Annotated in this window: 22 protein-coding genes and 1 pseudogene; 12 read left to right on the top strand and 11 right to left on the bottom strand. The window is 72.2% G+C overall.

Features of this window, described 5'->3' with window-relative positions; all coding sequences use genetic code 11:
* Positions 1-37 precede the first annotated feature (37 nt).
* The 3 genes from ACFW6P_RS06955 to ACFW6P_RS06945 all read right to left on the bottom strand — a co-directional run bounded on the left by ACFW6P_RS06955 (position 38) and on the right by ACFW6P_RS06945 (position 2,601).
* Complete coding sequence (locus ACFW6P_RS06955) at positions 38-475, bottom strand: hypothetical protein (RefSeq protein ID WP_386347110.1); 438 nt, start codon at positions 473-475, stop codon at positions 38-40.
* 130 nt (positions 476-605) lie between these two features.
* A complete protein-coding gene (locus tag ACFW6P_RS06950) occupies positions 606-1,679 on the bottom strand; it encodes a fatty acid desaturase (protein WP_386347108.1) in 1,074 nt (357 codons plus the stop codon).
* A gap of 79 nt (positions 1,680-1,758) precedes the next feature.
* Positions 1,759-2,601: a diaminopimelate epimerase gene (locus tag ACFW6P_RS06945; protein ID WP_386423100.1), complete on the bottom strand. Its 843-nt coding sequence runs from the start codon at positions 2,599-2,601 to the stop codon at positions 1,759-1,761.
* A gap of 223 nt (positions 2,602-2,824) precedes the next feature.
* Here ACFW6P_RS06945 and ACFW6P_RS06940 point away from each other — a divergent pair, with 223 nt between their 5' ends.
* Positions 2,825-5,959 carry a sacsin N-terminal ATP-binding-like domain-containing protein gene (locus ACFW6P_RS06940; protein ID WP_386423099.1) on the top strand — a complete coding sequence of 1,045 codons (3,135 nt, stop codon included), beginning with the start codon at positions 2,825-2,827 and terminating at the stop codon, positions 5,957-5,959.
* Positions 5,960-6,131: 172 nt separating this feature from the next.
* Positions 6,132-6,890, top strand: a complete 759-nt coding sequence (locus tag ACFW6P_RS06935) for a calcium-binding protein (RefSeq protein WP_386347100.1) — start codon at positions 6,132-6,134, stop codon at positions 6,888-6,890.
* Positions 6,891-6,900: 10 nt separating this feature from the next.
* Here ACFW6P_RS06935 and ACFW6P_RS06930 read toward each other — a convergent pair whose 3' ends face one another.
* The 3 genes from ACFW6P_RS06930 to ACFW6P_RS06920 form a co-directional block, all read right to left on the bottom strand.
* Positions 6,901-9,294, bottom strand: coding sequence for an HAD-IC family P-type ATPase (locus ACFW6P_RS06930; protein WP_386423098.1), 2,394 nt, complete (start codon positions 9,292-9,294; stop codon positions 6,901-6,903).
* Positions 9,295-9,429: 135 nt separating this feature from the next.
* Positions 9,430-10,275, bottom strand: a complete 846-nt coding sequence (locus tag ACFW6P_RS06925; protein ID WP_386347096.1) for a class I SAM-dependent methyltransferase — start codon at positions 10,273-10,275, stop codon at positions 9,430-9,432.
* Between the two features lie 138 nt (positions 10,276-10,413).
* A complete protein-coding gene (locus ACFW6P_RS06920; protein WP_386347094.1) occupies positions 10,414-10,692 on the bottom strand; it encodes a DUF2530 domain-containing protein in 279 nt (92 codons plus the stop codon).
* A gap of 118 nt (positions 10,693-10,810) precedes the next feature.
* Here ACFW6P_RS06920 and ACFW6P_RS06915 point away from each other — a divergent pair, with 118 nt between their 5' ends.
* The gene (locus ACFW6P_RS06915; protein ID WP_386347092.1) at positions 10,811-12,262 is read left to right on the top strand and encodes an NCS2 family permease; all 1,452 of its coding nucleotides are present in this window, start codon (positions 10,811-10,813) and stop codon (positions 12,260-12,262) included.
* 23 nt (positions 12,263-12,285) lie between these two features.
* Here ACFW6P_RS06915 and ACFW6P_RS06910 read toward each other — a convergent pair.
* A pseudogene (locus ACFW6P_RS06910) lies at positions 12,286-12,432 on the bottom strand (ribbon-helix-helix protein, CopG family); the annotation flags it as partial.
* Positions 12,433-12,611: 179 nt separating this feature from the next.
* Here ACFW6P_RS06910 and ACFW6P_RS06905 point away from each other — a divergent pair.
* The 3 genes from ACFW6P_RS06905 (at position 12,612) to thpR (ending at position 15,265) form a co-directional block, all read left to right on the top strand.
* Positions 12,612-13,049 (top strand): MarR family winged helix-turn-helix transcriptional regulator, encoded by a 438-nt coding sequence (locus ACFW6P_RS06905; protein ID WP_386347090.1) that lies wholly within the window; start codon positions 12,612-12,614, stop codon positions 13,047-13,049.
* 25 nt (positions 13,050-13,074) lie between these two features.
* A complete protein-coding gene (locus ACFW6P_RS06900) occupies positions 13,075-14,460 on the top strand; it encodes an MFS transporter (protein ID WP_386347088.1) in 1,386 nt (461 codons plus the stop codon).
* Between the two features lie 232 nt (positions 14,461-14,692).
* Positions 14,693-15,265 carry an RNA 2',3'-cyclic phosphodiesterase gene (gene thpR, locus ACFW6P_RS06895; protein WP_386347086.1) on the top strand — a complete coding sequence of 191 codons (573 nt, stop codon included), beginning with the start codon at positions 14,693-14,695 and terminating at the stop codon, positions 15,263-15,265.
* A 189-nt stretch (positions 15,266-15,454) separates the two neighbouring features.
* Here the strand turns inward: thpR and ACFW6P_RS06890 are convergent, their stop codons facing one another.
* Both ACFW6P_RS06890 and ACFW6P_RS06885 read right to left on the bottom strand, forming a co-directional pair.
* On the bottom strand, positions 15,455-16,447 hold the full coding sequence (locus ACFW6P_RS06890; protein WP_386347084.1) for an aldo/keto reductase: 993 nt from the start codon (positions 16,445-16,447) through the stop codon (positions 15,455-15,457).
* A gap of 62 nt (positions 16,448-16,509) precedes the next feature.
* The gene (locus ACFW6P_RS06885) at positions 16,510-17,184 is read right to left on the bottom strand and encodes an SGNH/GDSL hydrolase family protein (protein ID WP_386347082.1); all 675 of its coding nucleotides are present in this window, start codon (positions 17,182-17,184) and stop codon (positions 16,510-16,512) included.
* Between the two features lie 123 nt (positions 17,185-17,307).
* On the opposite strand from ACFW6P_RS06885, the gene ACFW6P_RS06880 reads away from it, so the two are divergent.
* Positions 17,308-18,288, top strand: coding sequence for a WD40 repeat domain-containing protein (locus ACFW6P_RS06880; RefSeq protein WP_386423095.1), 981 nt, complete (start codon positions 17,308-17,310; stop codon positions 18,286-18,288).
* Positions 18,289-18,377: 89 nt separating this feature from the next.
* Positions 18,378-19,049, top strand: coding sequence for a formylglycine-generating enzyme family protein (locus ACFW6P_RS06875; RefSeq protein ID WP_386347464.1), 672 nt, complete (start codon positions 18,378-18,380; stop codon positions 19,047-19,049).
* Positions 19,050-19,149: 100 nt separating this feature from the next.
* Here ACFW6P_RS06875 and serC read toward each other — a convergent pair whose 3' ends face one another.
* Both serC and ACFW6P_RS06865 read right to left on the bottom strand, forming a co-directional pair.
* The gene (gene serC / locus ACFW6P_RS06870) at positions 19,150-20,268 is read right to left on the bottom strand and encodes a phosphoserine transaminase (RefSeq protein WP_386347078.1); all 1,119 of its coding nucleotides are present in this window, start codon (positions 20,266-20,268) and stop codon (positions 19,150-19,152) included.
* Between the two features lie 647 nt (positions 20,269-20,915).
* Positions 20,916-22,265: a mucin-1 gene (locus tag ACFW6P_RS06865; RefSeq protein WP_386347076.1), complete on the bottom strand. Its 1,350-nt coding sequence runs from the start codon at positions 22,263-22,265 to the stop codon at positions 20,916-20,918.
* Positions 22,266-22,474: 209 nt separating this feature from the next.
* Here ACFW6P_RS06865 and ACFW6P_RS06860 point away from each other — a divergent pair, with 209 nt between their 5' ends.
* From ACFW6P_RS06860 to ACFW6P_RS06845, 4 genes are all read left to right on the top strand, one after another.
* Complete coding sequence (locus ACFW6P_RS06860; RefSeq protein WP_386347074.1) at positions 22,475-23,494, top strand: LacI family DNA-binding transcriptional regulator; 1,020 nt, start codon at positions 22,475-22,477, stop codon at positions 23,492-23,494.
* A gap of 90 nt (positions 23,495-23,584) precedes the next feature.
* Positions 23,585-24,928, top strand: a complete 1,344-nt coding sequence (locus tag ACFW6P_RS06855) for an ABC transporter substrate-binding protein (protein ID WP_386347072.1) — start codon at positions 23,585-23,587, stop codon at positions 24,926-24,928.
* A 102-nt stretch (positions 24,929-25,030) separates the two neighbouring features.
* Positions 25,031-26,023 carry a carbohydrate ABC transporter permease gene (locus tag ACFW6P_RS06850; RefSeq protein WP_386347070.1) on the top strand — a complete coding sequence of 331 codons (993 nt, stop codon included), beginning with the start codon at positions 25,031-25,033 and terminating at the stop codon, positions 26,021-26,023.
* A 7-nt stretch (positions 26,024-26,030) separates the two neighbouring features.
* Positions 26,031-26,873, top strand: coding sequence for a carbohydrate ABC transporter permease (locus tag ACFW6P_RS06845; protein WP_386347068.1), 843 nt, complete (start codon positions 26,031-26,033; stop codon positions 26,871-26,873).
* Positions 26,874-26,888: the final 15 nt, after the last annotated feature.

Below are 26,888 nucleotides of genomic sequence, written 5' to 3'. Positions count from 1 at the left end.
GCTTGATGCCCTCGGCGGTGGCGAGGACGCCTTCGAGTCAGACCAGCAGCTCCAGAGGCGTGGTCCGGCGCGGCTTGACCTCGAAGCGGCCCGCCGGGACGAACGCCGATCCGGAGAGGGCATAGGCCCGCCAGTCGGCGCCGTCGGTGAGGATGCCGACGTATCGCTGGCCGACCTGCTCGGCGCGGGTACGGACGTACCCTTCGAGCTGCTTCTCGGCGTCCTTGAGGACCTTCGCGCTGCGCAGGTCCCGCTTGCACTCCATGGCCGTGAAGCCGATCTCGACGTCGATGCGCCGGCCGTCACCGACCGGGGTCTCGAGGTCGACTGTCAGGTCGTTCTCGTCCAGGTTGAGGCCGCCTTCGAGCAGCAGCTGCCGGACATCCGACTGGAGGGTCGCCTCCGAGCGCAGGGGCTTGCGGTCGACAAGCCGTGCCAGCACCTTCTCCAGGTTGGTCTGCGGCGCTGTGGTCATCCACTCCCCCTTGACGACACCGCGGGCGCCGAAGCGGTGACGCGATGGAACCGGAAACAGCGGTCATTGTGCCGCAGACCACCGGCAACGCGGGCATGCCGGGCAGCGAAGACCCGGGGCCGCGGGGGCGTCACGCGTCCTGGTGTGCCGAGGCGACGCGTCCGGTGCCGGTACCGGGGGCCGTTGCCAGGGCCCGGCAGTGTCGGCGGAGGACCGCGGAGTCACCCCACAGCAGGGCCTGCGGCCGGTAGGCGGGGCCGTGCAGCGAGCGCTCCAGGGCGGGGAGGTAGTTCCAGCGCACCGCCGGGTGCGCGGAGTGGGCGAAGTGGTACAGGTCGCCGTACGGCAGCCACGTGCCCCGGGCCAGCAGGGCGAGGAGCGTGTTGCGCGGGTACAGGCGCAGACAGCGACCGGCCTCGACGGCGGCGGGCGGTCCGGTCAGCCGCTCGGGGTCGAACCAGCGGTGCTCGACGAGCAGCGACATCCACGCGAGCTGCGGATACAGCAGCAAGCGGGGCAGCGCGAAGGCGAACACCGCCGCATCCCAGCCGAAGAGTGCGGCGACAGCGGCCGTCACCACCACAGGCCCGGCGGCCCGCAGCCTCCCCGCGCCCGGCCCCCGCCCCAGAGCCGCCAGGGCGCGGACCGTGCCGTACGCGCCGGACGGGGTGAGTGGGTGGGCCATGCCCCGCAGGCACCGAGCCGTCGTGGCCCCCGGACGCAGGCCAGCCGCGTGGAGTTCGGCCAGGTTCGGATCGGCTCCGGCGACCGTCGCGTTCGGATGGTGCTCGCGCACGTGCCGACGGCGTCGTACCGGCACGGGGACGAAGCCGAGCGGGAGGTGGACGGCCACCTCGGCGAGCACCGTGTTCAGCCGCAGGCTCCGGACCAGTACGCCGTGCACGGCGAAGTGGCTGACCTCTTGCAGGTGGCGGAATTTCGCTGCCCCCGCGAAGGCGGCGAGAACCCAGGCCCAAGGGCCGCCGTGCACGGCCACCACACACCATCCGGCGAACTCCACCCAGTGGCCCAGGAGCAGGAGGATCGGCGTGACATCGTTCAGCCGCTCACGCTGGAGCCGCATCACCGCACGGAGCGAGTCCGATGTGGGCCGTCCCCGTGTCCGGCTGAACCACCACCGGTCGACCTGCCGCAGTGCGATCCCGACCACGATGGCCACCAGTCCGGCCGACAGATCCCCCAATGCCGTTCCCTCCCCCTCGTCCCCCATCGGCAAGCGGCACGGGGCGGGGCGGGCCGCAGGGACGGCGCCGTGTCTCCGCTCAGACCTCGGTCGGGTGAATGCCCGCCTCGTGCAGCACCTTCATGTTTTCCCGGCTGAGCTCGGCGAACGCGCTGATTTCCGCCATGTGCGCGGCACCCTCGTAGGCCACCGGACCGTCCCCGAGGAGCTCCGCGGGGTCGAGTTCCGCGTCGTACACGAGGGTGGCGTTGCCCTCCAGGACCGGCTGCCACGCGTCACCGGCCGTCTGGAGGTAGCTGCGGGCCACGCCCCCGGGGTTGCGCACGGTCACCGGCCGCTCGGGATCGACGAGGCCGAGACGGGAGAGCGTGGCCCGCGAGGCCGCGATGCCCGAACCACAGGACGGCGTCAGTCCGGCCCCTCGCTCGTAGGTGTGGATGAACACCTCGTCGTCGGACAGCTGCAGCACAAAGGACAGATTGGCGCCGATGGGGAACACGTCCGGGGAACCGGCGACGCGCCGCCCGGTCTCGATCAGCTCCGCCTCGTCGTACGTGTCGATCACGGTGACCAGGTGTGAGTTCGGCACCGCGACCGCCGTCACGTGCCGTGACGGGTGGAAGGCGGGAAGCAGCCGGTCCACGTACGCGCCTTGCGGTCCCGCCTCCGCGACGATCGGCTCACCGGGTGCGAAGTCCACGGCGGGCAGCTCCACCGACACCTGCCGCACCCCGTGGGACGTACGGCCCCGGTCGCGCACGGTGAAGGAGTACGGCCCCTGCTCCACGACAACCGACTCCGCCTGGTGCCGGTCCAGCAGTATCCGGCCGGCGCACCGCATGCCGTTCCCGCACAGCAGCGCCTCGGACCCATCAGGGTTGTAGAACCAGGCGCGTGCCGTACCGTCGCCGTGATCGGCCACGAAGCCCTACATCTTCAGGGCTGTGGTTACGGACGGGCAAGCCCCCTTAGCAGCCAGTCACCGTACTCCCGTCGCGGGGGCGTCGACCGGGGAGCCGCTGTCGGTGCGCCCTTCCCGTTCCGGGACCCGCTACGGCGATCACGTGCCGTGTCCGCCGCCGATCGGGCCCGGGCCGCCGCGGTGCCGAAGAGCGGTACCTTCGACCTCACGCCGATCAGGGCCGATGAGGAGAGTCAACGTGAGCAGCAAGTTCGTGCGCCCGGCCGCTGAGGGGGCCGACCCGTTCGGTACGGCGCGACTGCGGCGTGGGGTCCTCGACGCCTGGGCCACCAGTCCGGCCCGGTTCCGGGAGGACGCCAACGCCGAGGAGGATCTCGTCCTCGGCGGCTACCGGGACCGGCTCGTCGTCGAGCTCGCCCAGAACGCCGCCGACGCGGCCGCCCGGGCCGGGGTGCCGGGGCGGTTGCGGCTCACTCTGCGCGAGGGGGTGCTGGTCGCCGCCAACACCGGTGCGCCGCTGGACGCGGCCGGTGTGGAGTCGCTGGCGACCCTGCGCGCGTCGGCCAAGCGCGACACGCCTTCCGTCGGCCGGTTCGGCGTCGGCTTCGCCGCCGTGCTGTCCGTCACCGACGAGCCCGCCGTCGTCGGGCGGTACGGCGGGGTCCGCTGGTCGCTGGCGGAGGCGCGGGAGCTCGCGGCCGACACCGCCCGGCACAGCCCCGGCCTCGGGGACGAGGTCCGGCGCCGCGACGGGCACGTGCCGCTGCTGCGACTGCCGTTCGCCGCCGAGGGCACCGCCCCCGCCCCCTACGACACCGCCGTCATCCTGCCGCTGCGCGACGCGGCCGCCGCCGACCTCGCCGAGCGGCTGCTGCGGGCCGTCGACGACGCCGTCCTGCTCACCCTCGCCGGCCTCGACGAACTCGTCGTCGAGATCAACGACGAGGCGCCCCGGACCCTCACCCGCCGCACCGACGGTCCCTTCACCGTCGTCGACGACTCCGCCGAGGGCGTCACCCACTGGCGCACCACCGCGGCCCACGGCACCCTCACGCCCGAGCTGCTCGCCGACCGGCCCGTCGAGGAGCGGCTGCGGCCGTACTGGTCGGTCACCTGGGCCGTGCCCGTCGACAGCGACGGCAGCCCGGTCCGGCCCCGCACCACCCCGGTCGTGCACGCCCCCACCCCCAGCGACGAACCGCTCGGCGTCCCGGCCCTGCTCATCGCCTCGTTCCCGCTGGACTCCACGCGCCGGCACGCCGCCGCCGGCCCGGTGACGGACTTCCTGGTGCAGCGCGCCGCCGACGCCTACGCCGAGCTGCTCGGCGCGTGGCGGCCGGTGACCGCCGGGACCATCGGCCTCGTGCCCGGCCCGCTCGGCAAGGGCGAGCTGGACGGCGCCCTGCGCCGGGCCGTCCTGGAGCGGCTGCCGCGGACCTCCTTCCTGCCGCCCGCCCATTTTCCCCGCGACGGCGAGGACCTGCCGGAGTCCCTGCGGCCCCGGGACGCCGAGGTCGTCGAGGGCGCCGGTGCGGAGACCGTGTCCGTCCTCGCCGAGGTGCTGCCCACGCTGCTGCCCGCCGGGCTGGAGCGCCGTGCGGAGCTGCGCACCCTGGGGGTCGCCCGGGTGCCGCTGACCGACGCGATCGACCGGCTGGCCGGGCTGGAGAAGGAACCCGGCTGGTGGCGGCGGCTCTACGACAGCCTGGCCGGGGTCGACCCGGACCGGCTGTCCGGACTGCCTGTTCCGCTCGCCGACGGGCGGACGGCCATCGGACCCCGGCAGGTGCTGCTGCCCGGCGCGGACGGCGCCGGGATCGACCCCGAGGTGCTGGCCCGGCTGGGGCTGAAGGTCGCCCACCCGGACGCCGCCCACCCGATCCTGGAGAAGCTCGGCGCCCTGCCCGCCACCCCGCGCGCCGTCCTCACCACCCCGCAGGTGCGGGCCGCCGTCGCCGCCTCGCTCGACGACGAGGGCGGGGTGAACTGGGAGGAGGACGCCCTCGACGCCGAGGAGCTGGCCGACACCGTGCTCGCCCTGGTGCGGGACGCCGGACTGGAACCCGGCGACGAGCCCTGGCTCGGCGCGCTCGCCCTGCCCGACGAGGACGGCGAACCGGCCCCGGCCTGCGAACTCGTCTTCCCCGACGGACCGTTCGCACAGGTCATGCGCGAGGGCGAACTCGCCGCCGTGGACGCCGAGCTGGCCGCCCGGTGGGGCGAGCAGCCGCTGGCCGCCTGCGGGGTGCTGGTGAACTTCGCGCTGGTCCGGGCCACCGACGTCGTCCTCGACCCGGACGAACTGGAGCCCCGCGAGGGCGACTTCCCCGAACCCGACGACGCCGGACTGCTCGACGCCGTCGACGTGTGGGCGGAGGACGTCCTCGACCGCTTCCCCGACAGTCCCGTGCCGCCGGTCGCCACCGAGATCGTCGCCGTACGCGATCTGGACCTGGTCGACGAGGGCAAGTGGGCGCAGGCCCTGTCGCTGCTGTCGCGGCCGCCGCTCCGGGACGCGCTCGTGCAGCCCGTGCGGATCCTGCTGCACGACGGCACGCACGAGGTCGTCCGGCCGTACACCGCCTGGTGGCTGCGCGGGAACCCGGTGCTCGACGGCCGCCGCCCCGCCGGACTGCGGGCCGCCGGCGGCGACCCCCTGCTGCGCGGCCTGTACGAGGAGGCCGACGCCACCGGCTTCGAGGACGAGCAGGTGCTGCGCGCGCTGGGCGTGCGCACCTCGGTCGCCGCGCTGCTGGACGAGCCCGGCGGGGCCGCCGAGCTGCTCGACCGCCTCGCCGACCCCGAGCGCGAGGTGACGGGCGCCCGGCTGCACGCCCTGTACGGCGCGCTGGCCGGGCTGGACCCCGATCAGGTGACCCTGCCGGACGAGTTGCGCGCGGTCGTCGACGGCCGGGTGGAGGTCGTGGACGCGGCCGACGCCGTGGTGTGCGACTCGCCGGACCTGCTGCCCTTCACCGAGGGCGTCCCGCTGCTCCCCGTGCGCCCCTCCCGGGCCGCCGACCTGGCCGAACTGTTCCAGGTGCGCCGGCTGAGCGAGTCCGTCACCGGCGAGGTCACCTCCGAGGGCACCGAGCACGACGTACCCGAGTCGGTGCGGGTGCTGCTCGGCCGGACGGCGCCCGGTTCCTACGTCGAGCACGAGGAACTCGTCGTGGACGGTGTGGAGATCGACTGGCGTCTCACCGACGACGGCGTCCTGCACGCCGCCACCCTGGAGGGCGTCGCCGCGGGACTGGCCTGGGCGGCCCGGCAGTGGCCCCGGCGGTTCGAGGTGGCGGCCCTGCTGGAAGACCCGTCGCGGACGGCGGAGCTGGCGCGGGACCGGTGGTTCGACTGAGCCGCGGGGAGCCGCGCGGGGGCCGATGAAAAGATCCGCACAGTTTTTTCACCGGCCGTACAACCAAAAGCAGGGCCCGCGTATCTGATCACCGAGTCAACAGACTCCACGATCACTTGGGCCCCGAGAGCCGACGACGAGCACCCGGGGCCCCTCTCCACCTGGAGAACGCATGCGCATCCGAGCCACCGTGGCCGCCGTCTCCGGCGCCCTGGCCCTCTCCGCCCTCGCCGTTCCTGCCGCGCAGGCCGACGGCGGATTCGGCGACACCCGGATCACCAAGGTCGTCGTCGACGGCGACAACAAGGTCTCGGTGGGCATCTCCGAGCCCAAGACGATCAAGGTCAGCGTGACCGCCACCGACGACTCCGGCATCGCGGGCGCCGACGAGTTCCAGCTCGAGGGCCCCGGCTACGGGTACTTCTCCACCGGCAGGCCCACCTGCACGGCCGTCAGCTCCACCACCTCGACCTGCACCGCCTCGGTGCTGGTCGACCCCAAGGTCGACTACCTCAGCAACGCCAACGCCGGCACCTGGTACGTCGGCGCCTGGATCGACGCCGAGGACGACGACTTCATCTGGAAGGACAAGGCCGGTTCCTTCACGTTCCAGCGCGCCTCCAGGCTGACCGTCAACGCCTCGCCCGAGCCGGTCGTGAAGGGCAGGACCATCACGGTCACCGGCAAGCTGTCGCGGGCCAACTGGGAGACCCTCACGTACGCGGGTTACACCAACCAGTCGGTGAAGCTGCAGTTCCGCAAGAAGGACTCCAGCACCTACACCACGCTGAAGACCATCACGTCGAACAGCACGGGTGAGCTGAAGACCACGGTCACGGCCTCCACGGACGGCTACTTCCGCTGGTCCTTCGCGGGCACCACGACCACCCCGGCCGTCAACGCCACCGGCGACTTCGTCGACGTCCGGTAAGCACCCCCGGCTACGCCGGAAGGCGGCGGTCCACCCACCTCCACAGCAGTTCCAGGGTGGCCGCCGCCACCGCGGCGATGCCGACGGCCGCCCACGGCATGGTCATCCCGACCAGCTTCAGCGCGAAGAAGTGCTGCAGCCACGGCACGGCCAGCACCAGCAGGAACGCCCCGCCCATCGAGGCGACCAGGGCGATCCGCCACCAGGTGTAGGGGCGGGCGATGATCGCCAGCACCCACATCGAGATCAGGAACAGCGTGAGCGTCGCGACGCTCGTCTCCGCGTCCAGCTCCCCCGGGCCCGTGTAGTACGTCCGGGCGACCAGGTACGTCGCGAAGGTCGCCGCCCCGGCCACGACGCCGCCCGGGATCGCGTACCGCATGACCCGCCGGACGAAGTTCGGCCGCGCGCGCTCCGTGTTCGGCGCGAGCGCCAGGAAGAACGCCGGGACGCCGATCGTCAGCGTCGACAGCAGCGTCAGATGGCGCGGCAGGAACGGGTACTCGACCTGCGAGCAGACCACCAGGACCGCCAGCAGCACCGAGTAGACCGTCTTGACGAGGAACAGCGTCGCGACCCGCGTGATGTTGCCGATGACCCGGCGGCCCTCCGCCACCACCGACGGCAGCGTCGCGAAGCTGTTGTTCAGCAGCACGATCTGCGCGACCGCCCGGGTCGCCTCCGAGCCGGAGCCCATCGCGACACCGATGTCGGCGTCCTTCAGGGCGAGCACGTCGTTCACCCCGTCGCCGGTCATCGCGACCGTGTGGCCGCGGTACTGCAGGGCGCCCACCATGGTCCGCTTCTGCTGCGGGGTGACCCGGCCGAACACCGTGCCCTCGTCGAGGGCGGCCGCCATCCCGTCCTGGTCGGCGGGCAGCCGCCGGGCGTCCACGGTCGTCCCCGACAGCCCGAGCTTGGCGGCGACCGCGCCGACCGACACGGCGTTGTCACCGGAGACGACCTTGACCCGGACCTTCTGGTCCGCGAAGTAGCGCAGCGTGTCGGCGGCGTCCGGCCGCAACCGCTGCTCCAGCACCACCAGGGCGGTGGGCCGGGCGCCCTCGGCCACCCGGGGATCCTCCAGGTCCCCCCGGACCCGGGCCAGCAGCAGCACCCGCAGGCCCTGCTCGTTCAGCCGCGCGGTCTCGGCGAGGGCCGGGTCGTCGTCGGGCAGCAGCACGTCCGGCGCGCCCAGCAGCCAGGTGCTGGACTGCCCGTCGCCCTCGCTGAACGCGGCGCCGCTGTACTTGCGGGCCGAGGAGAACGGAAGGGCCCGGGTACAGCGCCAGTCCCCGGCGGCCGGGTAGGCGTCGATGATCGCCTTCAGCGAGGCGTTCGGCCGCGGGTCCGACTCGCCGAGGGCACCGAGCACCTTGCGTACGTACGCCTCGTCGGCGCCCGGCAGGGGCCGCAGCCCGGTGACGTCCATGCCTCCCTCGGTGAGGGTGCCGGTCTTGTCGAGGCAGACGGTGTCGACGCGGGCCAGCCCCTCGATCGCGGGCAGCTCCTGCACCAGGCACTGCTTGCGGCCCAGCCGGATCACGCCGATGGCGAAGGCGACCGAGGTGAGCAGCACGAGGCCCTCCGGGACCATCGGGACGATGCCGCCGACCGTGCGGGCGACGGAGTCGCCGAGGGCGTTCTGCTTCACCAGCAGCTGGCTGATGACCAGGCCGATCGCGGTCGGGACCATCATCCAGGTGACGTACTTCAGGATCGTGGAGATGCCGGAGCGCAGCTCGGAGTGGACGAGGGTGAACCGGGAGGCCTCCTCGGCGAGCTGCGCCGCGTACGCCTCGCGCCCGACCTTCGTGGCCTGGAACGCCCCGCCGCCCGCGACCACGAAGCTGCCGGACATCAGCTGGTCGCCCGGGTGCTTGACGACCGGGTCGGCCTCGCCGGTGAGCAGCGACTCGTCGATCTCCAGACCGTCGGCCTCGGCGCACACCCCGTCCACCACGACCTTGTCGCCCGGACCGATCTCGATCAGGTCGTCCAGGACGATCTCAGAGGTGCCGACCTGCGTGGAGGCGCCGTCCCGGCGGACGGTGGGCCGCACCTCGCCGATCAGCGCGAGCGAGTCCAGCGTCTTCTTCGCCCGCCACTCCTGGACGATGCCGATGCCGGTGTTGGCGAGGATCACGAACCCGAACAGGCTGTCCTGGATCGGCGCCACGACCAGCATGATCAGCCACAGCACGCCGATGATCGCGTTGAAGCGGGTGAAGACGTTCGCACGGACGATCTCGGTGAGGGACCGGCTGCTGCGCACCGGCACGTCGTTGACCTGGCCGCGCTGTACCCGCTCGGCGACCTGAGCACCGGTCAGGCCGGTCTCGCGTGAGGTGACCGTGGCCGGCCGGGCGGACTCGGGCAGGGCACCCGCGTCGAGATGCGTCATGCATTCGACGGTACGTGTGGATTTACTGCCCCACCTACCGAATGCGCGGAAGATCCGACCGGGGGAGGACGCACTTCGTGCCGTGGTCGTACGGGGGTCGCACGGCGTCCGGCCGGGGTGCCGCACCGCCGTCCGTCAGCCGGCCCGGCGGGCGGTCAGCAGCAGGTACTCCCACTCCATCACGGTCCCGGCCGGGCCGGTCCCCGGGTCGGCCTCGCGGGCGAGGGCCGCCAGCTCGCGGTCCAGGGCGGTGGCGCGCGCGGGTTCGCCTGCGATGTTCCTGTAGACGGTGATGGTCGGGCCGTAGCGCTCCTTGAAGTAGTCGCGGAACGCCTCCGGCGTCGCGAAGCGGTCGACGCGGACCGTGCGGCGCTCGGAGCGCACGTCGGTGACCCGGTCGCCGAGGAGGGCGCGGACGTGGTCCTCGTCGCCCCACAGCGGGGGCGGCTGGGCGCCGGGCGGCGGCGGGGGCGCGTAGGGCTTCATCACGGCGAACATCCGGCCGATGAAGCCCTGCGGCGTCCAGTTCAGCAGCCCGATGGTGCCGCCGGGCCGGCAGACCCGGAGGAGCTCGCCGGCGGTCCGTCGGTGGTGCGGGGCGAACATGACGCCGACGCAGGACAGCACGGTGTCGAACTCCGCGTCCCCGAAGGGCAGGGCCTCGGCGTCGGCCTCCTGCCAGGTGATCCGCACGCCCTGGGTCTCCGCCACGCGCCGGCCGGCCTCGAACAGTTCCGGGGTCAGGTCGCAGGCGACGACGTCCGCGCCGGCCAGGGCCGCCGGGACCGCCGCGTTGCCGGAGCCGGCGGCCACGTCCAGCACCCGCTGACCGGACCGCACCCCGCACGCCTCGACCAGCACCGCTCCCAGACGCGGGATGACCTCGGCGGCCAGGGAGGGGTAGTCGCCCTGGGCCCACATCGCCCGGTGCCCGGCCTTCAGCGCACGGTCGGCGTCGGCCGCGCTGTGCTGCGTCGTCATGGCTGCGCTCCTCACCGGTCGGGCGACGTCGCGCGCCGACGGTCTCCGAGCGTTCCGCCGCCTTCTTCGAGCGTAGGGAGGACGCGGGCGGGTGTCTCCCCCGGGAACGGGACGGGCTTCGGGACGGACCTCGCCCGGCTAGTCGGCCGAGGGGGTCGTCGTCAGGTCGCGCTCGGCCGCCGCCCGCTCGAGCGCGGCCTCGCGCCTGCGGACGTACCAGACGCCGATCAGGCCGAGACCGCCGCCGGCCAGGCAGGTCCACACCCACCACGTGTGGCCGTGGTCGTCGAACCAGCCGTAGAAGGGGAGCTGCACCAGGAAGAGGACGAACCACAGGATCGTGCCGCCGGTGATGGTGGCGACCACGGGGCCCTCCAGGGGCTCCGGCGCCTCGTGTCGGGGGGTCCACTTCGCCATGGGGACAGCTTACGAGGCGATCAGGTCTACGCGCGGAGATGGCCGAGCGAGGCCTCATATGTTCATACTGAAACGGTTTTGTGTCCGACCACCTCTCTTCGTAGGAAACACCGAACACATGTCGTCCTCGGCTCCCGCCAAGGTCCCCGCCCCTGATCAGCCGGGAGCCGGACCCACCCGCGGCGCACTCGACCGCTTCTTCCGCATCTCCGAGCGGGGCAGCACCCTGCCCCGCGAGGTCCGGGGCGGTCTCGCCACCTTCTTCGCGATGGCCTACATCATCGTGCTGAACCCGATCATCCTCGGCAGCGCGAAGGACATGTACGGTCACCAGCTCGACAACGGGCAGCTGGTCACCGCGACTGCCCTGACCGCCGCCCTCACCACGCTCCTCATGGGCGTCGTCGGCAACGTCCCGATCGCCCTCGCCGCCGGCCTCGGCGTGAACTCCGTCGTCGCCCTCCAGCTCGCCCCGCGCATGTCCTGGCCGGACGCGATGGGCATGGTGGTGCTCGCCGGCTTCATCGTGATGCTGCTGGTCGCCACGGGGCTGCGCGAGCGCGTGATGAACGCCGTGCCCTTCGGGCTGCGCAAGGCGATCTCCATCGGTATCGGCCTGTTCATCATGCTGATCGGTCTGGTCGACGCCGGTTTCGTCTCCCGGATCCCGGACGCGGCCCAGACCACCGTCCCGCTCCAGCTGGGCGGCGACGGACACCTCGACGGCTGGCCGGTCCTGGTCTTCGTCCTGGGCGTGCTGCTGACGCTCGCCCTGATCGTCCGCAGGGTCTCCGGCGCGATCCTCGTCTCGATCGTCGCCATGACCGTCGTGGCCGTGGTCATCGAGGCGGTCGCCCAGGTGCCGAGCTGGGGCCTCACCACCCCGAAGTGGCCCGGCAACCCCGTCGAGATGCCCGACTTCGGGCTGATCGGCCAGGTCAGCCTGTTCGGCGGGTTCGGCAAGGTCGGCGTGCTGACCGGTGTGCTGTTCGTCTTCACCGTGCTGCTGTCGTGTTTCTTCGACGCGATGGGCACGATCATGGGCGTCTCCGACGAGGCGAAGCTGACCGACGGTGAGGGGCAGATGCCCGGCATCAACAAGGTGCTGTTCGTGGACGGCCTCGCGGTCGCCGCGGGCGGCGCGAGCTCCTCCTCCGCCACCACCGCCTTCGTGGAGTCCACGGCCGGTGTCGGCGAGGGCGCCCGGACCGGCCTCGCGAACGTCGTCACCGGCGGCCTCTTCGCCGTCGCGCTCTTCCTGACGCCCGTCGCCACGATGGTCCCGTCGCAGGCGGCCACCCCGGCGCTGTTCGCGGTCGGCTTCCTCATCCTGTCCGGCTCGGTCAAGGAGATCGACTGGGCCGACCACACCATCGCCGTCCCCGCCTTCGTGACGATGGTGATGATGCCGTTCACCTACTCGATCACCAACGGCATCGGCATGGGCTTCGTCACCTTCGCCGTGCTGCGCCTGGCGGCCGGACGGGGCCGTGAGGTGCCGGTGGCGATGTACGCGGTGGCGGCCGTGTTCGCGTTCTACTACCTGATGCCGGCGCTCGGCCTGACCTGATCGCCGTCCTCGGAGCCGGACGGCCCGTGGAACCTCTCCGTCTCCTCGACGGCGGTCCGGAACCGCTGGTCGAAGTCATCGCGAATGAGCGTCCGGACGACAGGGTCCTGGACGCTCGTTCGTCCTCTCGCGGCATGGTGCCGGACCCGTTCGAGCAGGTCGTGGTCCATGTGCAGGCTCAGCACTGGTCGGCGTGCCCACGAGGGTCGTGGCACCGTTCGGTGCGGTGGGTCGCGTGCCGCCGCTGGATCACCCGTATGAGTGATGTCGTCGTGCAGTGGCGGGCGTCACGGCCCGCTCGGCCGCCCCAGCTGGTCCTTAGTTAGGGTAATGAGTTACGCTAAAGAACATGCCGGACCTCAGCCATGGCGACGACGTATGCGCCGTGAACTCCCTCCGCTCCGCCGTGATGCGGCTCTCCCGTCGGCTCAAACACCAGCGGGTCGACGAGTCGCTCAGCCCCACCGAGATGTCGGTGCTGGGCACCCTGTCCCTGTGCGGTCGGGCCACCCCGGGTGAGCTCGCCCGCAAGGAGCACGTCCAGCCGCCGTCGATGACCCGCATCGTGGCGCTGCTGGAGGCCAAGGGCCTGGTCCGGCTGGAGCCGCACCCCGAGGACCGGCGCCAGAAGGTCGTGACGCGCACCGAGCAGGCCGAGGCGATGCTCGAGCAGAGCCGCGCCAAACGGAACGCGTTCCTGGCCTCGCTGGTGGAGAACCTCGACGAGGAAGAGTGGGCGAAACTCCGCGCCGCCGCCCCCGTGCTGGAGAAGCTCGCACACCTGTAGGCGATCCACGAAGGAGGCGACCCTTTTGAGTACGGGACCCGGAGCAGCTTCCGCCCCCGCACCTGACCCCCACGACTCCCCGCCCGCCCCCCGCACACCCGCCTCCACCGGCCGGCCCGCCCGCACGTCCTCGATGTTCTCCTCCCTGAAGGCACGGAACTACCGCCTGTTCTTCATGGGCCAGGTCGTCTCCAACATCGGCACCTGGATGCAGCGCATCGCCCAGGACTGGCTGGTGCTCAGCCTCACCGGCTCCTCCGCCGCCGTCGGCATCACCACCGCCCTGCAGTTCCTGCCCATGCTGCTCTTCGGCCTCTACGGCGGCGTCCTCGTCGACCGGCTGCGCAAGCGGCCCACCCTGCTGGTGACCCAGTCGGCCATGGGCCTCACCGCGATCGCCCTGGCCGTCCTCACCCTCACCGGGCACGTCCAGGTCTGGCACGTGTACCTCGCCGCCTTCGCGGTCGGCCTCGCCACGGTCGTCGACAACCCGGCCCGGCAGTCCTTCGTCTCCGAGCTCGTCGGCCCCGGCCAGCTGCAGAACGCCGTCAGCCTGAACTCGGCCAACTTCCAGTCCGCCCGCCTCGTCGGCCCCGCCGTCGCCGGTCTGCTGATCACCGGCGTCGGCACCGGCTACGCCTTCCTCTTCAACGGCCTGTCCTTCATCGCGCCGCTCACCGGACTGCTGCTGATGCGCGCCCGCGACCTGCACGTCGTGGAGCGCGCCCCGCGCGGCAAGGGACAGCTGCGCGAAGGCGTCCGCTACGTCACCGGCCGGCCGGAGCTGATCTGGCCGATCGTCCTGGTCGGCTTCGTCGGCACGTTCGCCTTCAACTTCCCCGTCTACCTCTCGGCCTTCGCCGACGACGTGTTCCACGGGGGCGCCGGCGCCTACAGCATGTTCAACACGCTCATGGCCGTCGGCTCGGTCGCGGGCGCACTGCTCGCCGCACGGCGGGGCACCGCCCGGCTGCGGCTGCTGATCGTGGCGGCCATGGCCTTCGGCGCGCTGGAGATCCTGGCCGCGACCACACCGGAGCTGTGGATGTTCGCCCTGCTCATGGTGCCGCTGGGACTGTTCGGCATGACCGTCAACGTCACGACGAACACCAGCCTGCAGATGTCCACGGACCCCGCCATGCGCGGCCGGGTCATGGCCCTCTACATGATGATCTTCCTCGGCGGCTCCCCGGTCGGCGCCCCGATCGTCGGCTGGATCACCGACACCTACGGCGCGCGCATCGGCCTCGCGACCGGCGGCGCGGTGGCCGCCCTCGCCGCGGCCGTGATCGGCCTCGTCCTGGCCCGCGTCGGCAACCTCCGCCTCTCGGTCGGCTGGCACCGCGGGCACCCCAGGGTGCGGTTCGTGCCGCGGGAGCAACGCGAGGAGGACCTGGCCCCGGCGGCCTGACGCCCGGATCGGCCGCGGGGAACGTCAGTCGACGGGCAGCGTCCGTCGCGGGGGGACGCGCCCGTCTCCAGGACCAGCCCGACCACGGTGCCCGTCAGGTCGATCCCGTCCCCGAAGTACAGGCTCAGCTCGCCCCGGTACTCGCCGTCCTTCGGCCGGGTGTGCAGGTGCACGGTGACCGGGAGACGCCCGGGCCGGCCGTGGAGGGCCGTGCAGGTGTCAAGCTGGACGCATGAGACTCTTCGCCGCCGTACTGCCCCCCGACGAGGTGCGCGGTGAACTCGGCTCCGTGATCGACGGGCTGCGCGCGCTTCCCGGGGCGGACGGGATGCGCTGGACCCAGCCTCCCGGCTGGCACTTCACGCTCGCCTTCTACGGCGAGGTCGCCGACGACCTCCTCCCCGGGCTGACGGCCCGGCTGGAGCGCACCGCACAGCGCACCGAGCCGTTCCCGCTGGCCCTGCGGGGCGGGGGGCAGTTCGGGCGCGGCACGGCGCTGTGGACCGGTGCCGAGGGGGACCTGGCCACCCTGCGGCTGCTGGCCGAACGGGCCCGGGCGGCGGCGCGCAGGGCCGGGGTGCCGATGGAGGAGCACCGCCGCTACACGGCGCACCTGACCGTGGCGCGCAGCCGGGAGACCCGGCACGTGAAGGCGTATGTGGACGCCCTGGCGGACTTCACGGGCCGCAGCTGGACGGTGGAGGAGCTGGCGCTGGTGCGCAGCAGTCTGCCCGTCTCCGGGGTGCCGGGGGAGCAGCCCCGGTACGAGGCGGTCGGCCGGTGGGTGCTCGGCGGCGCCGGTTAGGCTCGGTGCCGTGGACCCCAAGACCCGCAACCGGATCATGGCCGGTGTGCTCGTGCTGATGTTCCTCGTCGTCGCCCTGGCCTCCGTGCCGGGCCGGTAGGGCGGCGGGGAACGGCGGACGGCTGTCTCCCGGCTGCGGGCCGGTGAGGGCCCGTCGCGTGGTTCCCCGCACCCCTCCTCACAAGGCGGTCACCAGGCGAAGGCCTCCGGGCTCGGCCCCGGCCCCGGGAAGATCTCGTCCAGGCCCGTCAGCAGTTCCTCGGACAGCTCCAGCCCGGCCGCGCGGACGGCGGAGGCGAGCTGTTCGCCGGTGCGCGGGCCGACGATCGGGCCGGTCACGCCGGGCCGGGTGAGCAGCCAGGCCAGGGCGGCCTCGCCGGGCTCGACGCCGTGCTTGTCGAGCAGGTCCTCGTAGGCCTGGATCTGCGCACGCTTCGCGGGGTCGGCGAGCGTGTCGGCCGCCCGGCCGGAGGCGCGGCGTCCGCCCTCGGCCTGCTTCTTCAGGACGCCGCCCAGCAGCCCGCCGTGCAGCGGCGACCAGGGGATCACGCCGAGCCCGTAGTCCCGCGCGGCCGGGATGACCTCCATCTCGGCCCGCCGCTCGGCGAGGTTGTACAGGCACTGCTCGCTGACCAGGCCGATGGTCCCGCCGCGCCGGGCGGCGATCTCGTTGGCCTGGGCGATCTTGTAGCCGGGGAAGTTCGACGACCCGACGTAGAGGATCTTGCCCTGCTGGACCAGGACGTCGACCGCCTGCCAGATCTCCTCGAACGGGGTGTCCCGGTCGATGTGGTGGAACTGGTAGACGTCGATGTAGTCCGTCTGAAGCCGCTTGAGGGAGGCGTCGACGGCACGGCGGATGTTCACGGCGGACAGTTTGTCGTGGTTGGGCCAGGCCGGGCCGTCGGCGCCCATGTTGCCGTACACCTTGGTGGCGAGGACGACCTTGTCGCGCCGGTCGCCGCCCTTCGCGAACCAGTTGCCGATGATCGATTCCGTGCGGCCCTTGTTCTCGCCCCACCCGTAGACGTTGGCCGTGTCGAAGAAGTTGATGCCCGCGTCCAGCGCCGCGTCCATGATGGCGTGGCTGTCGGCCTCGTCGGTCTGGGGGCCGAAGTTCATGGTGCCGAGGACGAGCCGGCTGACCTTGAGTCCCGTGCGTCCGAGCTGCGTGTACTCCATGGTCCCCAGCCAACGTCCTGGAGTGCGCTCGAAGCAAGCCTTCCCGGGGGCGACCTGCGGGGTCACTCCGCGTAGGAGCCGCCCAGGTCCCAGCCCTGGTGCATCGCCCCGGCGAAGGCCGCCGCGATCTTGTGCTCGCCGCTCGCGTTGGGGTGGGTGCCGTCGTAGGTGTCGGCCGAGACGTCGTAGGACGGCGGCGGTGAGGCCAGGAGGACGGGGGAGGCGGGCTCGTCCAGGTCGGCGGCCGTCTTGGCCAGCAATTCGTTGAAGCGGGCGACCTCGGTGGCGAAGGGCTCGTCCGTCCGCGCCCGGATGTTGGGGGTCACCGGCAGCCACACCATCCGCACCCGGTGGTTCGCCGCACGCGCCTCGGACGTGAAGGCCCGGACGTTCTCGGCGGTCTGCTCGGCGTTCGTGTAGAAGCCCAGGTCGATCAGGCCGAGGGAGACCAGCAGGACATCGGCCCGGCACGTGCGCACGGCCTCGCCGATCAGCGGCGCCATGTGCTGCCAGCCCTCTCCCCAGCCGGCCAGATGGGCGCGGGGGAAGTCAGGTTCGGCGTAGGCGCACGACGTGGGGGCGTCGGCGAGCTTGTCGTAGAGGGTCTCGCGGGGGCCGACGAGGGTGAAGGGGCCGCCGTGGCTGCGGCACAGGTGCTGCCACATCCGGTAGCGCCATGTGTGTTCGCCCGCGCTTCCGATCGTCATGGAGTCACCGACGGGCATGAACCTGAGCATCCGCTCATCATGGATGATCGCGCCGCCCGTCGGGGTGTGAGTCGGGCCACGCCCGCCGTGCGGTCCGGACCGGAGCCGGGAGACCGTCCCGTGAACGGCCGGGCGGGATGGCAGGCTTGGGGCATGCGCAGACCGATCGCCTTCCTCGCCGCGGCCCTTCTCGTGGGCGCCTTCGCCGTGCCCGCCTTTGCCGCCGACGCGGACGGCGACGGGAAGTTCACGATCAAGGACCCGCGCATCACGGAGTCCAGCGGCCTGGCCGCCTCGCGGCAGCACCCCGGCGTCTACTGGACGCACAACGACAGCGACGACGGCGCCTACCTCTACGCCGTCGACGGCCGGACGGGCGAGACGGTCGCGACGATCACCCTGACCGGTGTGGGCACCCCGCGCGACGTCGAGGCGATCTCCATCGGACCCGGCAACCAGATCTACGTGGGCGACATCGGCGACAACCTCGGCGGCACCTGGCCGCACGTCTGGATCTACCGGCTGCCCGAGCCGAAGGACCTGCGCGACCGGACGATCAAGGCCACCCAGTACACCGTCACGTACTCCGACGGCGCACGGGACGCCGAGTCGCTCGTGGTGCACCCGAAGACCGGCCGCGTCTACATCGTCGACAAGAACGAGAAGGGCGGGCACCTCTACGAGGGCCCGGCCGAGCTGTCCCCGTCCGGGACGAACGTCTTCCGCCCGATCGCCGGCGTCCCCGACCTGGAGGCCACCGACGCCACGCTCTCCCCGGACGGCCGGCACCTGGTCGTCCGCAGCTACTTCGGTTCGCTCGCCTACGACTGGAACGGCGGGAAGATCAAACGCGCCGGGTGGCTCGGCGTGCCGTTCCTGGGCCAGGGCGAGTCCGTCACGTACACCGCCGACGGGAAGAAGCTGATGTACGGCGCCGAGGGGGCCGACAGCCCCGTGGAGCCCCAGGACGCCCCCGGCGCGGACGACTCCGACTCCCGCTCGGGCAAGGGGACTTCGGCTTCCTCCGGCAGCGGGGGAGCGGGTCTGGACGGCAGCCTCACGACGGGCGCCATCGCCGTTGCGGCGGTCCTGGTCCTGCTGTTCGGCCTGCGGGGGCTCAGGCGGCGGAGGTAGCGTCCGCCACCCGGTTCCGCGCACGCAGTGCTGCAACGCGGCCGCCGCTAGGCTCACTTGCCGTGGACACGGAGAGCGCGGCACACACGATGACGACCGTTCCGGCCGGGCGGGTGGCCCTGTCGGACCGGCGGACCGAGCGCAGGTGGACCGTCGAGGTCGCCGCGTTCCGCCTGGCGGCGTTCCCCGTCACCCAGGCCTGGTACGCCGAGGTCACCGGCGAACGTCCGAGCGCGGTCCGGGGCGACCTGCTCCCGGTCGAGGGCGTGTCCTGGTGGGACGCCGTCCGCTTCTGCAACGCCCTGTCCCGGCGCGAGGGCCTGACCTCCGCGTACCGTCTCGGCGGTGACGGCGAGCCGGCCGGCTGGGACACGTCCGCCGACGGTTACCGCCTGCCCACCGAGGCCGAGTGGGAGCACGCCTGCCGAGCGGGCAGCACCGGCCCCCGCTACGGCCCGCTCGGCGACATCGCCTGGTACCGCGGGAACTCCGACGGCAGGATCCACGCGGTCGGCGGCAAGCACCCCAACGCCCTCGGCCTGTACGACATGCTGGGCAACACCTGGGACTGGTGCTGGGACCTCTACGACCCGGAGGTCTACGGCACCTACCGGGTGCTGCGCGGCGGCGGCTGGGCCGACGAGCACTGGAGCTGCCGGGCCTCGGTGCGCCGCCGGAGCCATCCGACGTTCCGGATCGACGACGTGGGGTTCCGCGTGGCGCGCTCGGCGCCGGACGCCGCCGGAGAGCGGCTTGCCTGAGCGTGGCCGGCCCGAGGACGGCCGGTCCGAGGACGGCCGGTCCGAGGACGGCTGAGGGCGCCCCCCAGGAGCGGGGCGCCCTCAGCCGTCGAAGAGGTGGTTACAGCTTCTCGATCACGTAGTCGACGCACTTCGTCAGCGCCTCGACGTCCGCCGGGTCGATCGCCGGGAACATCGCGACACGGAGCTGGTTGCGGCCGAGCTTGCGGTAGGGCTCGGTGTCGACGACGCCGTTGGCGCGCAGGACCTTGGCGACGGCGGCGGCGTCGACCTCGTCCGTGAAGTCGATCGTGCCGATGACCTGCGAGCGCTTGGCCGGGTCGGTGACGAACGGGTTGGCGAACTTCACGTCCTCGGCCCAGCCGTACAGCGTCCGCGCGGACGTGGCCGTGCGGCGGACCGACCAGTCCAGACCGCCCTGGCCGTTGATCCACTCCAGCTGCTCGTTGAGCAGGAACAGCGTGGCGAGGGCCGGGGTGTTGTACGTCTGGTTCTTGCGGGAGTTGTCGATCGCCGTGGGGAGGCTGAAGAACTCCGGGATGTGACGGCCGGAGGCGTGGATCCGCTCGGCGCGCTCGATCGCGGCCGGGGAGAAGACGCCGATCCACAGGCCGCCGTCGGAGGCGAAGGACTTCTGCGGGGCGAAGTAGTAGACGTCCGTCTCGGCGATGTCGACCGGCAGGCCGCCGGCGCCGGACGTGGCGTCGACCAGGACGAGCGCGCCCTCGTCGGCGCCGGCCACGCGCCGGATCGGCATGGCCACACCGGTGGAGGTCTCGTTGTGGGTGAAGGCGTAGACGTCCACGCCCGCCTCGGCGGCCGGCTCGGGGTGGGTGCCCGGGTCGGCCGCGACGACGTCCGGCTCGGCGAGCCAGGGGGCGAGCTTGGCCGCCTTGGCGAACTTGGAGGAGAACTCGCCGAACGTGAGGTGCTGCGACCTGTTCTCGATCAGGCCGTGCGTCGCGATGTCCCAGAAGGCGGTGGAGCCGCCGTTGCCGAGGATCACCTCGTAGCCGTCGGGGAGCTGGAACAGCTCACGGATGCCCTCGCGCACCGTGCCGACCAGGTTCTTGACGGGGGCCTGGCGGTGGGAGGTGCCCATGAGGGAGGTGCCGGTGGCGGCGAGGGCGTCCAGCGCCTCAGTCCGCACCTTGGAGGGACCCGCGCCGAAACGTCCGTCGGCGGGCTTGATGTCAGCGGGAATCTGGATCTCAGCCACGGAGGGGAGCGTAGCCGTTTCCCGAAACCTGGGCGAAACGTCGTCCGTCGGGTGAGACGGCGCTTCCGTGGCCGTCACCCTGGGGCCGTCATACGGTCCCGCGCCCCCAGGCTCTCCGCACCAACCGAAAGGCAGGCGTGTGTCCACCGCGCCCTTTGACGCCCACCGCCCCGTCGCGCCCGGACCCGCGGGAGGTGGCGTGAGCGCGGGTCGCGGTGATCGCGTCGCACCGCCCGCGCCGGGTGTCCACTGGGAAGTCCGATTCGCGGACGCGGCCTCGGCCAAAGGCTGGGAAAGCCTCACCCAGCAGGCACGGGAGGACATGTACCGGGCCTGGGTCATCCTGCGCACCGACCCCGGACCGGTCCAGGAGACACCCCGCCACCACCGGTTGAAGGGCAGCCCTGCCCACGGCACCCACCGGGGGCAGACCTACGGCAGTGGCAGATCGAGGTGACGGGCTCAGGGCGTATCCGGTACCTCCTGGACACTGCCCGCGGCATCTGCTGGATCACCTTCGCGGGCACAGGGCGTCCGCGGGCCACAGACCGCCGCTGAGCCCGCATCGGACCGGCGCTGAGCCCGCATCGGACCGGCGCTGAGCCCGCATCGGACCGGCGCTGAGCAAACGGCCGTCCTCGGCGTCGTCAGCGCGGCGACGGGCCGGGCCAGACCGCCGAGGCGTCGTCGCGGTGCGGGTCGGGCAGGCGGATCGGGCGGACGGGCACCGGGTGGGTGCCGTCCTCGGTGGTGGCCGTCCAGGGGGCGGGGCGGCCGGAGTAGCACAGGGTGGTGAGGACGAAGACGCCGTCGGCGTAGACCTCGACGTACTCGCCGACGGTGAGGACGCGCAGCGAGGCGGCGGGTTCCCCGAGGGTGGTCTCGCCGAGCGGGGTGCCGTCGGGGCCGGTGACCCGGAGGTCCTTGCCGTCGCAGCCGACCGTGAGGGCGGGCCGGGCCGGGGCGGAGTCCTGCGTGCGCAGGGTGATCTCGGTGCGGCCGGACAGGGCGATGTCGCCGACCGCGTGCAGGGGGGCGTCGTGGGTCTCCTCGCCGAGCCAGGGGTCCAGGCCCGGCCACCACTCCAGGCGGGGCGCCGCATCGGCCGGTACGGCCAGGGACTTGGGCTGGGCGAGCATGCCGCGGCAGCGGTCGCCGGTGTCGGTGAGGCCGACGCGGCGCGGGGTGGTGTGCAGCACGACGCGGGAGCCGTCGGGGGCGGCGGCGACCCTCGGGGCGTAGGCGCCCGTGGGGCCGAGGGGGCCGCGGCGGGTCCACGGGCCGCGCAGGCGGGGCGCGGTCCACGCCTCGAAGCCCCGGGTGGCGCCGATGGAGCCGAGCAGCAGCCAGCTGCCGTCGTCGAGGCGTTCGAGGACCGGGCACTCCAGCTCGTCGACGTCGCCGGGGGAGACGAGGGGCGGGTGGACGGTCCAGTGCTCCAGGTCGTCGGAGGTGGCCCAGGCGACGCAGCCGCTGACCTCGACCGGGAGGGAGGCGTCGGCGGCGCAGATCACCATGACCCAGCCGTCGGACTCGTCGTCGCGGACGACGAAGGGGTCGCGCCAGCCCATGCGTTCACCCGTGCGGTACCAGCGCGGGTCGGCCTCGGCGACCGGGCCCGTGCCGTGGCGGCGCCAGCCGGTGCCGTCGGTGCGGTCGGAGTACGCGAGGCCCACCGACTGCAGGGGCCAGCCGCCGGGGGTGAGTCCGGAGACGGCGGTGTAGAGCATCGCCGTGCCGGTGCCGTGCGGGAAGGCGTGCATGGTCCACACCGCCTGCTGGTCGAAGCGGCCCGGCAGGCCGTTGCCGAAGGCGGTGCCCTGTGGCTCCCAGTGGACCAGGTCGGCGGACGTGGCCCGGCCGTAGGACGTCTCCATGCGCAGGTGGTCGAACTCGGCCGTCCACGGGCCCTGCAGGTGCAGGACGGTGTAGCTGCCGTCCGCGTGGCGCAGGAGGTCGAAGTCGTTCACGCAGAGGCCGGGAGGCGCGTATCGCATGGACAGGTCCTGTCTGCCGACAGCGGCACTCAAACGTGTGCGCTGTGCTGCTACTGGTGAGAGTTCCTCTGAGAGTCAGCCGAAGTAAATCTGAACGCAAACGCTTGCGCAACCGCAGGGGCGGGTTTACGGTCTCGTCACTCCCTCACACGCCGACGTGCTGTTCAGGACACCGGTCACGCGGCGTGCACCCGATCAAGGAGCGTCCCGTGACGGTCAGCATCACCGATGTCGCCGAGGCCACCGGGGTCTCGGCCTCCACCGTGTCCCGCGCCCTGCGCGGACGTCCCGGGGTGTCGGAGGAGATGCGGGCCCGGATCGTCACGGCCGCCGCCGAACTCGGCTACACCGCCTCCCGCTCGGCCTCCAGCCTGGCCGGCGGACGCACCTACACGATCGGCGTCGTCGTCCCGTACGTCGGCCGCTGGTTCTTCGGCACCGTGCTGGACGCGGCGGAGAAGGTCTTCAGCACCGCCGGCTACGACGTCCTGCTCTACAACCTCGGCTCACCGGAGGCACGCAAGCGCTTCTTCACCAAGCTGCCGATCCGCAAGCGGGTCGACGCCGTGCTGTCCCTGCTCATTCCGGACCCGGAGGAGGCCGCCGCCCTGCGCTCCCTGGACGTGCCGCTGGCCACCACGGTCGGCGGCGCCCGGCCCGGCTTCACGGTGGTCGGCATCGACGACCGGGGCGGGGCGGAGAGCGCAGTACGGCACCTGGTGAACCTCGGCCACCGCCGGGTCGGCATGATCTCCGGGGCCAGCGGGCCGCTGCACTGGACCACGCCCCTGGACCGCCGCCAGGGCTACCTGGACGTGCTGGCCGACGCCGGGATCGAGCCCGACCCGGCCCTGGAGGCCGACGGCGGTTACACGGTCGAGGGCGGCGAGCGGGCCGTGACGGATCTGCTGGCGCTGCGCCACCCGCCGACCGCCGTGTTCGCCCAGTCCGACGAGATGGCGATGGGCGCCCTGCGCGCCCTGCGCCGCCACCGGCTCAGGGTGCCGGACGACGTGTCCGTCGTCGGCTTCGACGATCACGAGCTGTCCGAGGTCGTCGGGCTGACCACCGTGGCCCAGCCGGTCGCGGCCCAGGGCCGGGAGGCGGCCCGGCTGCTGCTGGCGCAGCTGGACGACCCGGACGCCGGCCCGTCGCGCCCGGTCGAGATGCCCATCCGCCTCATCCTCCGCGAGACCACCGCGCCGCCGCGCAGCGGCCGGCAGCGGTAGCCCCCACAAGCAACCGCCTTCCCCGGAGGCCCAGCACGCCCCCGGCCCCACCGTCCGCGCACCCACCGCACACCGCTCGGAGACACCACCATGACCCACGCACCCGGAAGACACCGCCGTACGGGCCTGACGGCCCTCGCCCTGCTGCCCCTGGTCGCGCTGGCCGCCTGCGGCGGCGGGGGCGGCGCCGGAGACACCGCCGCCGAGGAGGGCAGCGGCAAGGGCACCATCAGCGTCTGGGCCCACCAGGGCCAGGCGAGCGAGACGGCCGCGCTGCAGAACGCGGTGAAGAACTTCAACTCCTCGCAGAAGGAGGTCAAGGCCGAGCTGAAGCTGATCCCCGAGAGCGACTACACCAAGACCATCACCGCCACCGACCCCTCCGAACTGCCGGACGTGCTGGAGTTCGACGGCCCGACGATGGCGAACTTCGTCTACAACGGCAAGCTCGCCCGGCTCGACGACCACGTCTCCTCCAAGACCCTCGGCAACGCCACCGACGCCGTCAGGGCGCAGGGCGAGATCGACGGCAAGTTCTACGGCCTGGGCATGTTCGACGCCGGACTCGGCCTGTACGCCGACAAGAAGAAGCTGGACGCGGCCGGCGTGAAGTACCCGACGCGGGTGGACGACGCCTGGACGGCCGAGGAGTTCGGCAAGGCGCTCAAGGCGTTGAAGGCCGAGGACTCCGACGGCAAGGTCCTCGACATATCGGAGCAGTACGGCCTGGCCACCGAGTGGGGCACCTTCGGCTTCTCCCCGGTCGTCTGGTCGGCCGGCGGGGCCCTGCTGAAGGACGGCAAGGCGGAGGGCGCCCTCGACAGCCCGAAGACCGTCGCCGCGATGAAGACCTTCCAGTCCTGGAAGACCTACGTCGACCCCAACACCGACGGCAACGCCTTCGCCCAGCGCAAGGTGGCCCTGAGCTGGGTCGGCCACTGGATGTACCCCGCCTACAGCGAGGCCCTCGGCGACGACCTCGTCGTCCTGCCGCTGCCCGACTTCGGCAACGGCCCCAAGACCGGGCAGGGTTCGTGGGCCTGGGGTATCGGCGCCGGCAGCGAGAACGGCAAGGCCGCCGGCACCTTCCTCGACTACCTGCTCAACGACGCCAACGTCGGCGCCATGACGAAGGCCAACGGCGCGGTGCCCGCCACCAGGACCGCGCTCGCCAAGAGCGAGCTGTACAAGGAGGGCGGCCCGCTCCAGCTCTTCGCCGACCAGCTCGCCCGGCCCTGCGGCGACAGCGGCATCAACGCCTCGTGCGTCGCCGTCACCCGCCCGGTGACCGCCGGATACCCCACGGTCACCGCCCAGTTCAACACGGCCCTGAACTCGATCTACGGCGGCGCCGACCCGCAGGAGGCCCTGCGCAAGGCCGCCCGCGCCATCGACCGGGACTTCACCGACAACGCCGGCTACGAGATCCCGTAACCCGCAGCACCCATCGGCCCGGGCGGGCCGGCGGCGACGTGGCGGCGCGAGCACGCGGCCGCGTACCGACCGGGCCCGCCCCGCCGGAAAGAGGACCCTCCCGTGAAAACCGTGGAACCCGCACACGCCGCGGCACCGGGCCGGGCGCAGGCCGCCTCGTCCGCGCCGCCCGCGAGAGCCCCGCGTCGCCGTCGCGGCAACCGTGACCTGCTGCACGGGCTGCTGATGTCCGCCCCGGCCGTCGGCGGGCTGATCGCCTTCGTCGGCATCCCGTTCGGCTACGCCGTGGTGCTCTCCTTCTACAACGTCCGCCTCGGCTCCCCGCTGGAGCCCGCCTTCTTCGGCGTGGAGCACTACCGGCGGCTGTTCACCGACCCCGACCTGTCCGGCCCGTTCCTGCGGGCGCTGCTGAACAACCTGACCTTCGCAGCGGTCGTGGTACCGCTGCAGACCGGCCTCGCGCTGGCGCTGGCGATCCTGCTCAACCGCAAGCTGAAGGCCATCGGCCTGTTCCGGTCCTTCTTCTTCATGCCGGTGGTCTTCCCGATGGCGCTGGTCGCCGTGATCTGGCGGCTGATCCTCGCCCGCAGCGAGGAGGGCATGCTCAACTCCTTCCTCGACGCGGTGAGTTTCGGCAACTGGGGGCCCTTCGACTGGCTCGGCGACGGCCTCACCGCCATGGGCTCGATCATCGTGCTGTCGGTGTGGCAGGGCGTCGGCTTCCAGATGGTCATCCTGCTGGCCGGCCTCCAGCAGATCCCGGGCGAGCTCTACGAGGCCTCCCAGCTCGACCGGGCCTCACGCTGGCAGCAGTTCCGGCACGTCACCCTGCCCGGCATCCGCGGCACCCTGGTGTTCGTCGCGATGCTGACCTCGGTGCTGTCCTTCCGGGTCTTCGACCAGGTGTACATCCTCATCCGCGGCGGCGGCCTGGACGAGAACGCCACCCGGACGGTGATGTACCAGGCCGTCACCACGGCCTTCGACCAGAACGACATCGGGCAGGCCTCGGCCGTCACGGTGGTGTTCTTCCTGATCGTCGTCGCCCTGACGATCGTCCAGCGCCGCGTCGTCCGGCCCGACCACGAGGACTGACCGACCCATGGCCATCACCCGCACCCCCGTACGCCGCGTCCTCGACTACACCGTCCTGAGCGTCCTGGCGTTCGTCTTCGCCCTCCCCGCGCTGTACCTCTTCCTCGGCAGCCTCAAGCCGTCCGACGAGGTCCTGAACGGCCTGTCCGGCTTCCTGCCCACCCACCTCTCCTTCGACAACTACGCCGCCGTCCTCGACAGCCTGAACTCCGAGAGCACCGGCTACTTCTGGCAGTTCATGGGCGTGTCCGTGCTGCTGTCGTTCGTCGTGGTGACGGGCGGGCTGCTCGTCAACTCGATGGCGGCGTACGGGCTGACCCGGCTGAAGTGGCGGGGGCAGAACGCGGTGTTCACGCTCGTCCTGCTGCTGATGCTCATCCCGTTCGAGTCGGTGGCGGTGCCGCTGTTCTACATGTTCAACGGCCAGCGCAACACGCTGTTCATCCAGGCCCTGCCGTTCATCGCCAACGCCTTCGCGATCTACCAGTTCCACACGTTCTTCCGGAAGATCCCGCCGAGCATCGAGGAGGCGGCGCGGCTGGACGGGGCGGGGCCCTGGCGGACCTTCTTCGCGATCATCGTGCCGATGTCCCGGCCGGTGTTCGCCTCGGTCGCGATTCTCACCTTCCTCATCCAGTGGGGCTCCTTCCTGTGGCCGGTGCTGATGGTGTCCGACCCGTCGGTGCGTCCCCTGCCGCTGGAGATGAGCGTCTTCCAGGGGCAGCAGCCGCCGGACTGGGGGCAGATCCTCGCCTTCGGCACGCTGCTGGTGCTGCCGGTGCTGATCGTCTTCGCGTTCTTCCAGCGGTGGTTCGTCGAGGGCGTGGCCAGCTCCGCCGTCAAGGGCTGAGCCCCGGGGCATGCT

The sequence above is a fragment of the Streptomyces sp. NPDC058741 genome, from assembly GCF_042746715.1.
GTDB lineage: Bacteria > Actinomycetota > Actinomycetes > Streptomycetales > Streptomycetaceae > Streptomyces.
Note: the sequence above shows the minus strand (reverse complement) of the source record. Positions and strands in the feature narration are given on the sequence as shown.

Bases quoted from the DNA above. Each gene is read 5' to 3' on its own strand.
- ACFW6P_RS06880 (WP_386423095.1), top strand. From the start codon at position 17,308: ATGCGCAGACCGATCGCCTTCCTCGCCGCGGCCCTTCTCGTGGGCGCC.
- ACFW6P_RS06925 (WP_386347096.1), bottom strand. From the start codon at position 10,275: ATGACGACGCAGCACAGCGCGGCCGACGCCGACCGTGCGCTGAAGGCC.
- ACFW6P_RS06955 (WP_386347110.1), bottom strand. From the start codon at position 475: ATGACCACAGCGCCGCAGACCAACCTGGAGAAGGTGCTGGCACGGCTT.
- ACFW6P_RS06885 (WP_386347082.1), bottom strand. From the start codon at position 17,184: ATGCTCAGGTTCATGCCCGTCGGTGACTCCATGACGATCGGAAGCGCG.
- ACFW6P_RS06930 (WP_386423098.1), bottom strand. From the start codon at position 9,294: ATGACGCATCTCGACGCGGGTGCCCTGCCCGAGTCCGCCCGGCCGGCC.
- ACFW6P_RS06875 (WP_386347464.1), top strand. From the start codon at position 18,378: ATGACGACCGTTCCGGCCGGGCGGGTGGCCCTGTCGGACCGGCGGACC.
- ACFW6P_RS06905 (WP_386347090.1), top strand. From the start codon at position 12,612: ATGCCGGACCTCAGCCATGGCGACGACGTATGCGCCGTGAACTCCCTC.
- ACFW6P_RS06865 (WP_386347076.1), bottom strand. From the start codon at position 22,265: ATGCGATACGCGCCTCCCGGCCTCTGCGTGAACGACTTCGACCTCCTG.
- ACFW6P_RS06915 (WP_386347092.1), top strand. From the start codon at position 10,811: ATGTCGTCCTCGGCTCCCGCCAAGGTCCCCGCCCCTGATCAGCCGGGA.
- ACFW6P_RS06935 (WP_386347100.1), top strand. From the start codon at position 6,132: ATGCGCATCCGAGCCACCGTGGCCGCCGTCTCCGGCGCCCTGGCCCTC.
- ACFW6P_RS06940 (WP_386423099.1), top strand. From the start codon at position 2,825: ATGAGGAGAGTCAACGTGAGCAGCAAGTTCGTGCGCCCGGCCGCTGAG.
- ACFW6P_RS06845 (WP_386347068.1), top strand. From the start codon at position 26,031: ATGGCCATCACCCGCACCCCCGTACGCCGCGTCCTCGACTACACCGTC.
- thpR (WP_386347086.1), top strand. From the start codon at position 14,693: ATGAGACTCTTCGCCGCCGTACTGCCCCCCGACGAGGTGCGCGGTGAA.
- ACFW6P_RS06890 (WP_386347084.1), bottom strand. From the start codon at position 16,447: ATGGAGTACACGCAGCTCGGACGCACGGGACTCAAGGTCAGCCGGCTC.
- ACFW6P_RS06920 (WP_386347094.1), bottom strand. From the start codon at position 10,692: ATGGCGAAGTGGACCCCCCGACACGAGGCGCCGGAGCCCCTGGAGGGC.
- ACFW6P_RS06855 (WP_386347072.1), top strand. From the start codon at position 23,585: ATGACCCACGCACCCGGAAGACACCGCCGTACGGGCCTGACGGCCCTC.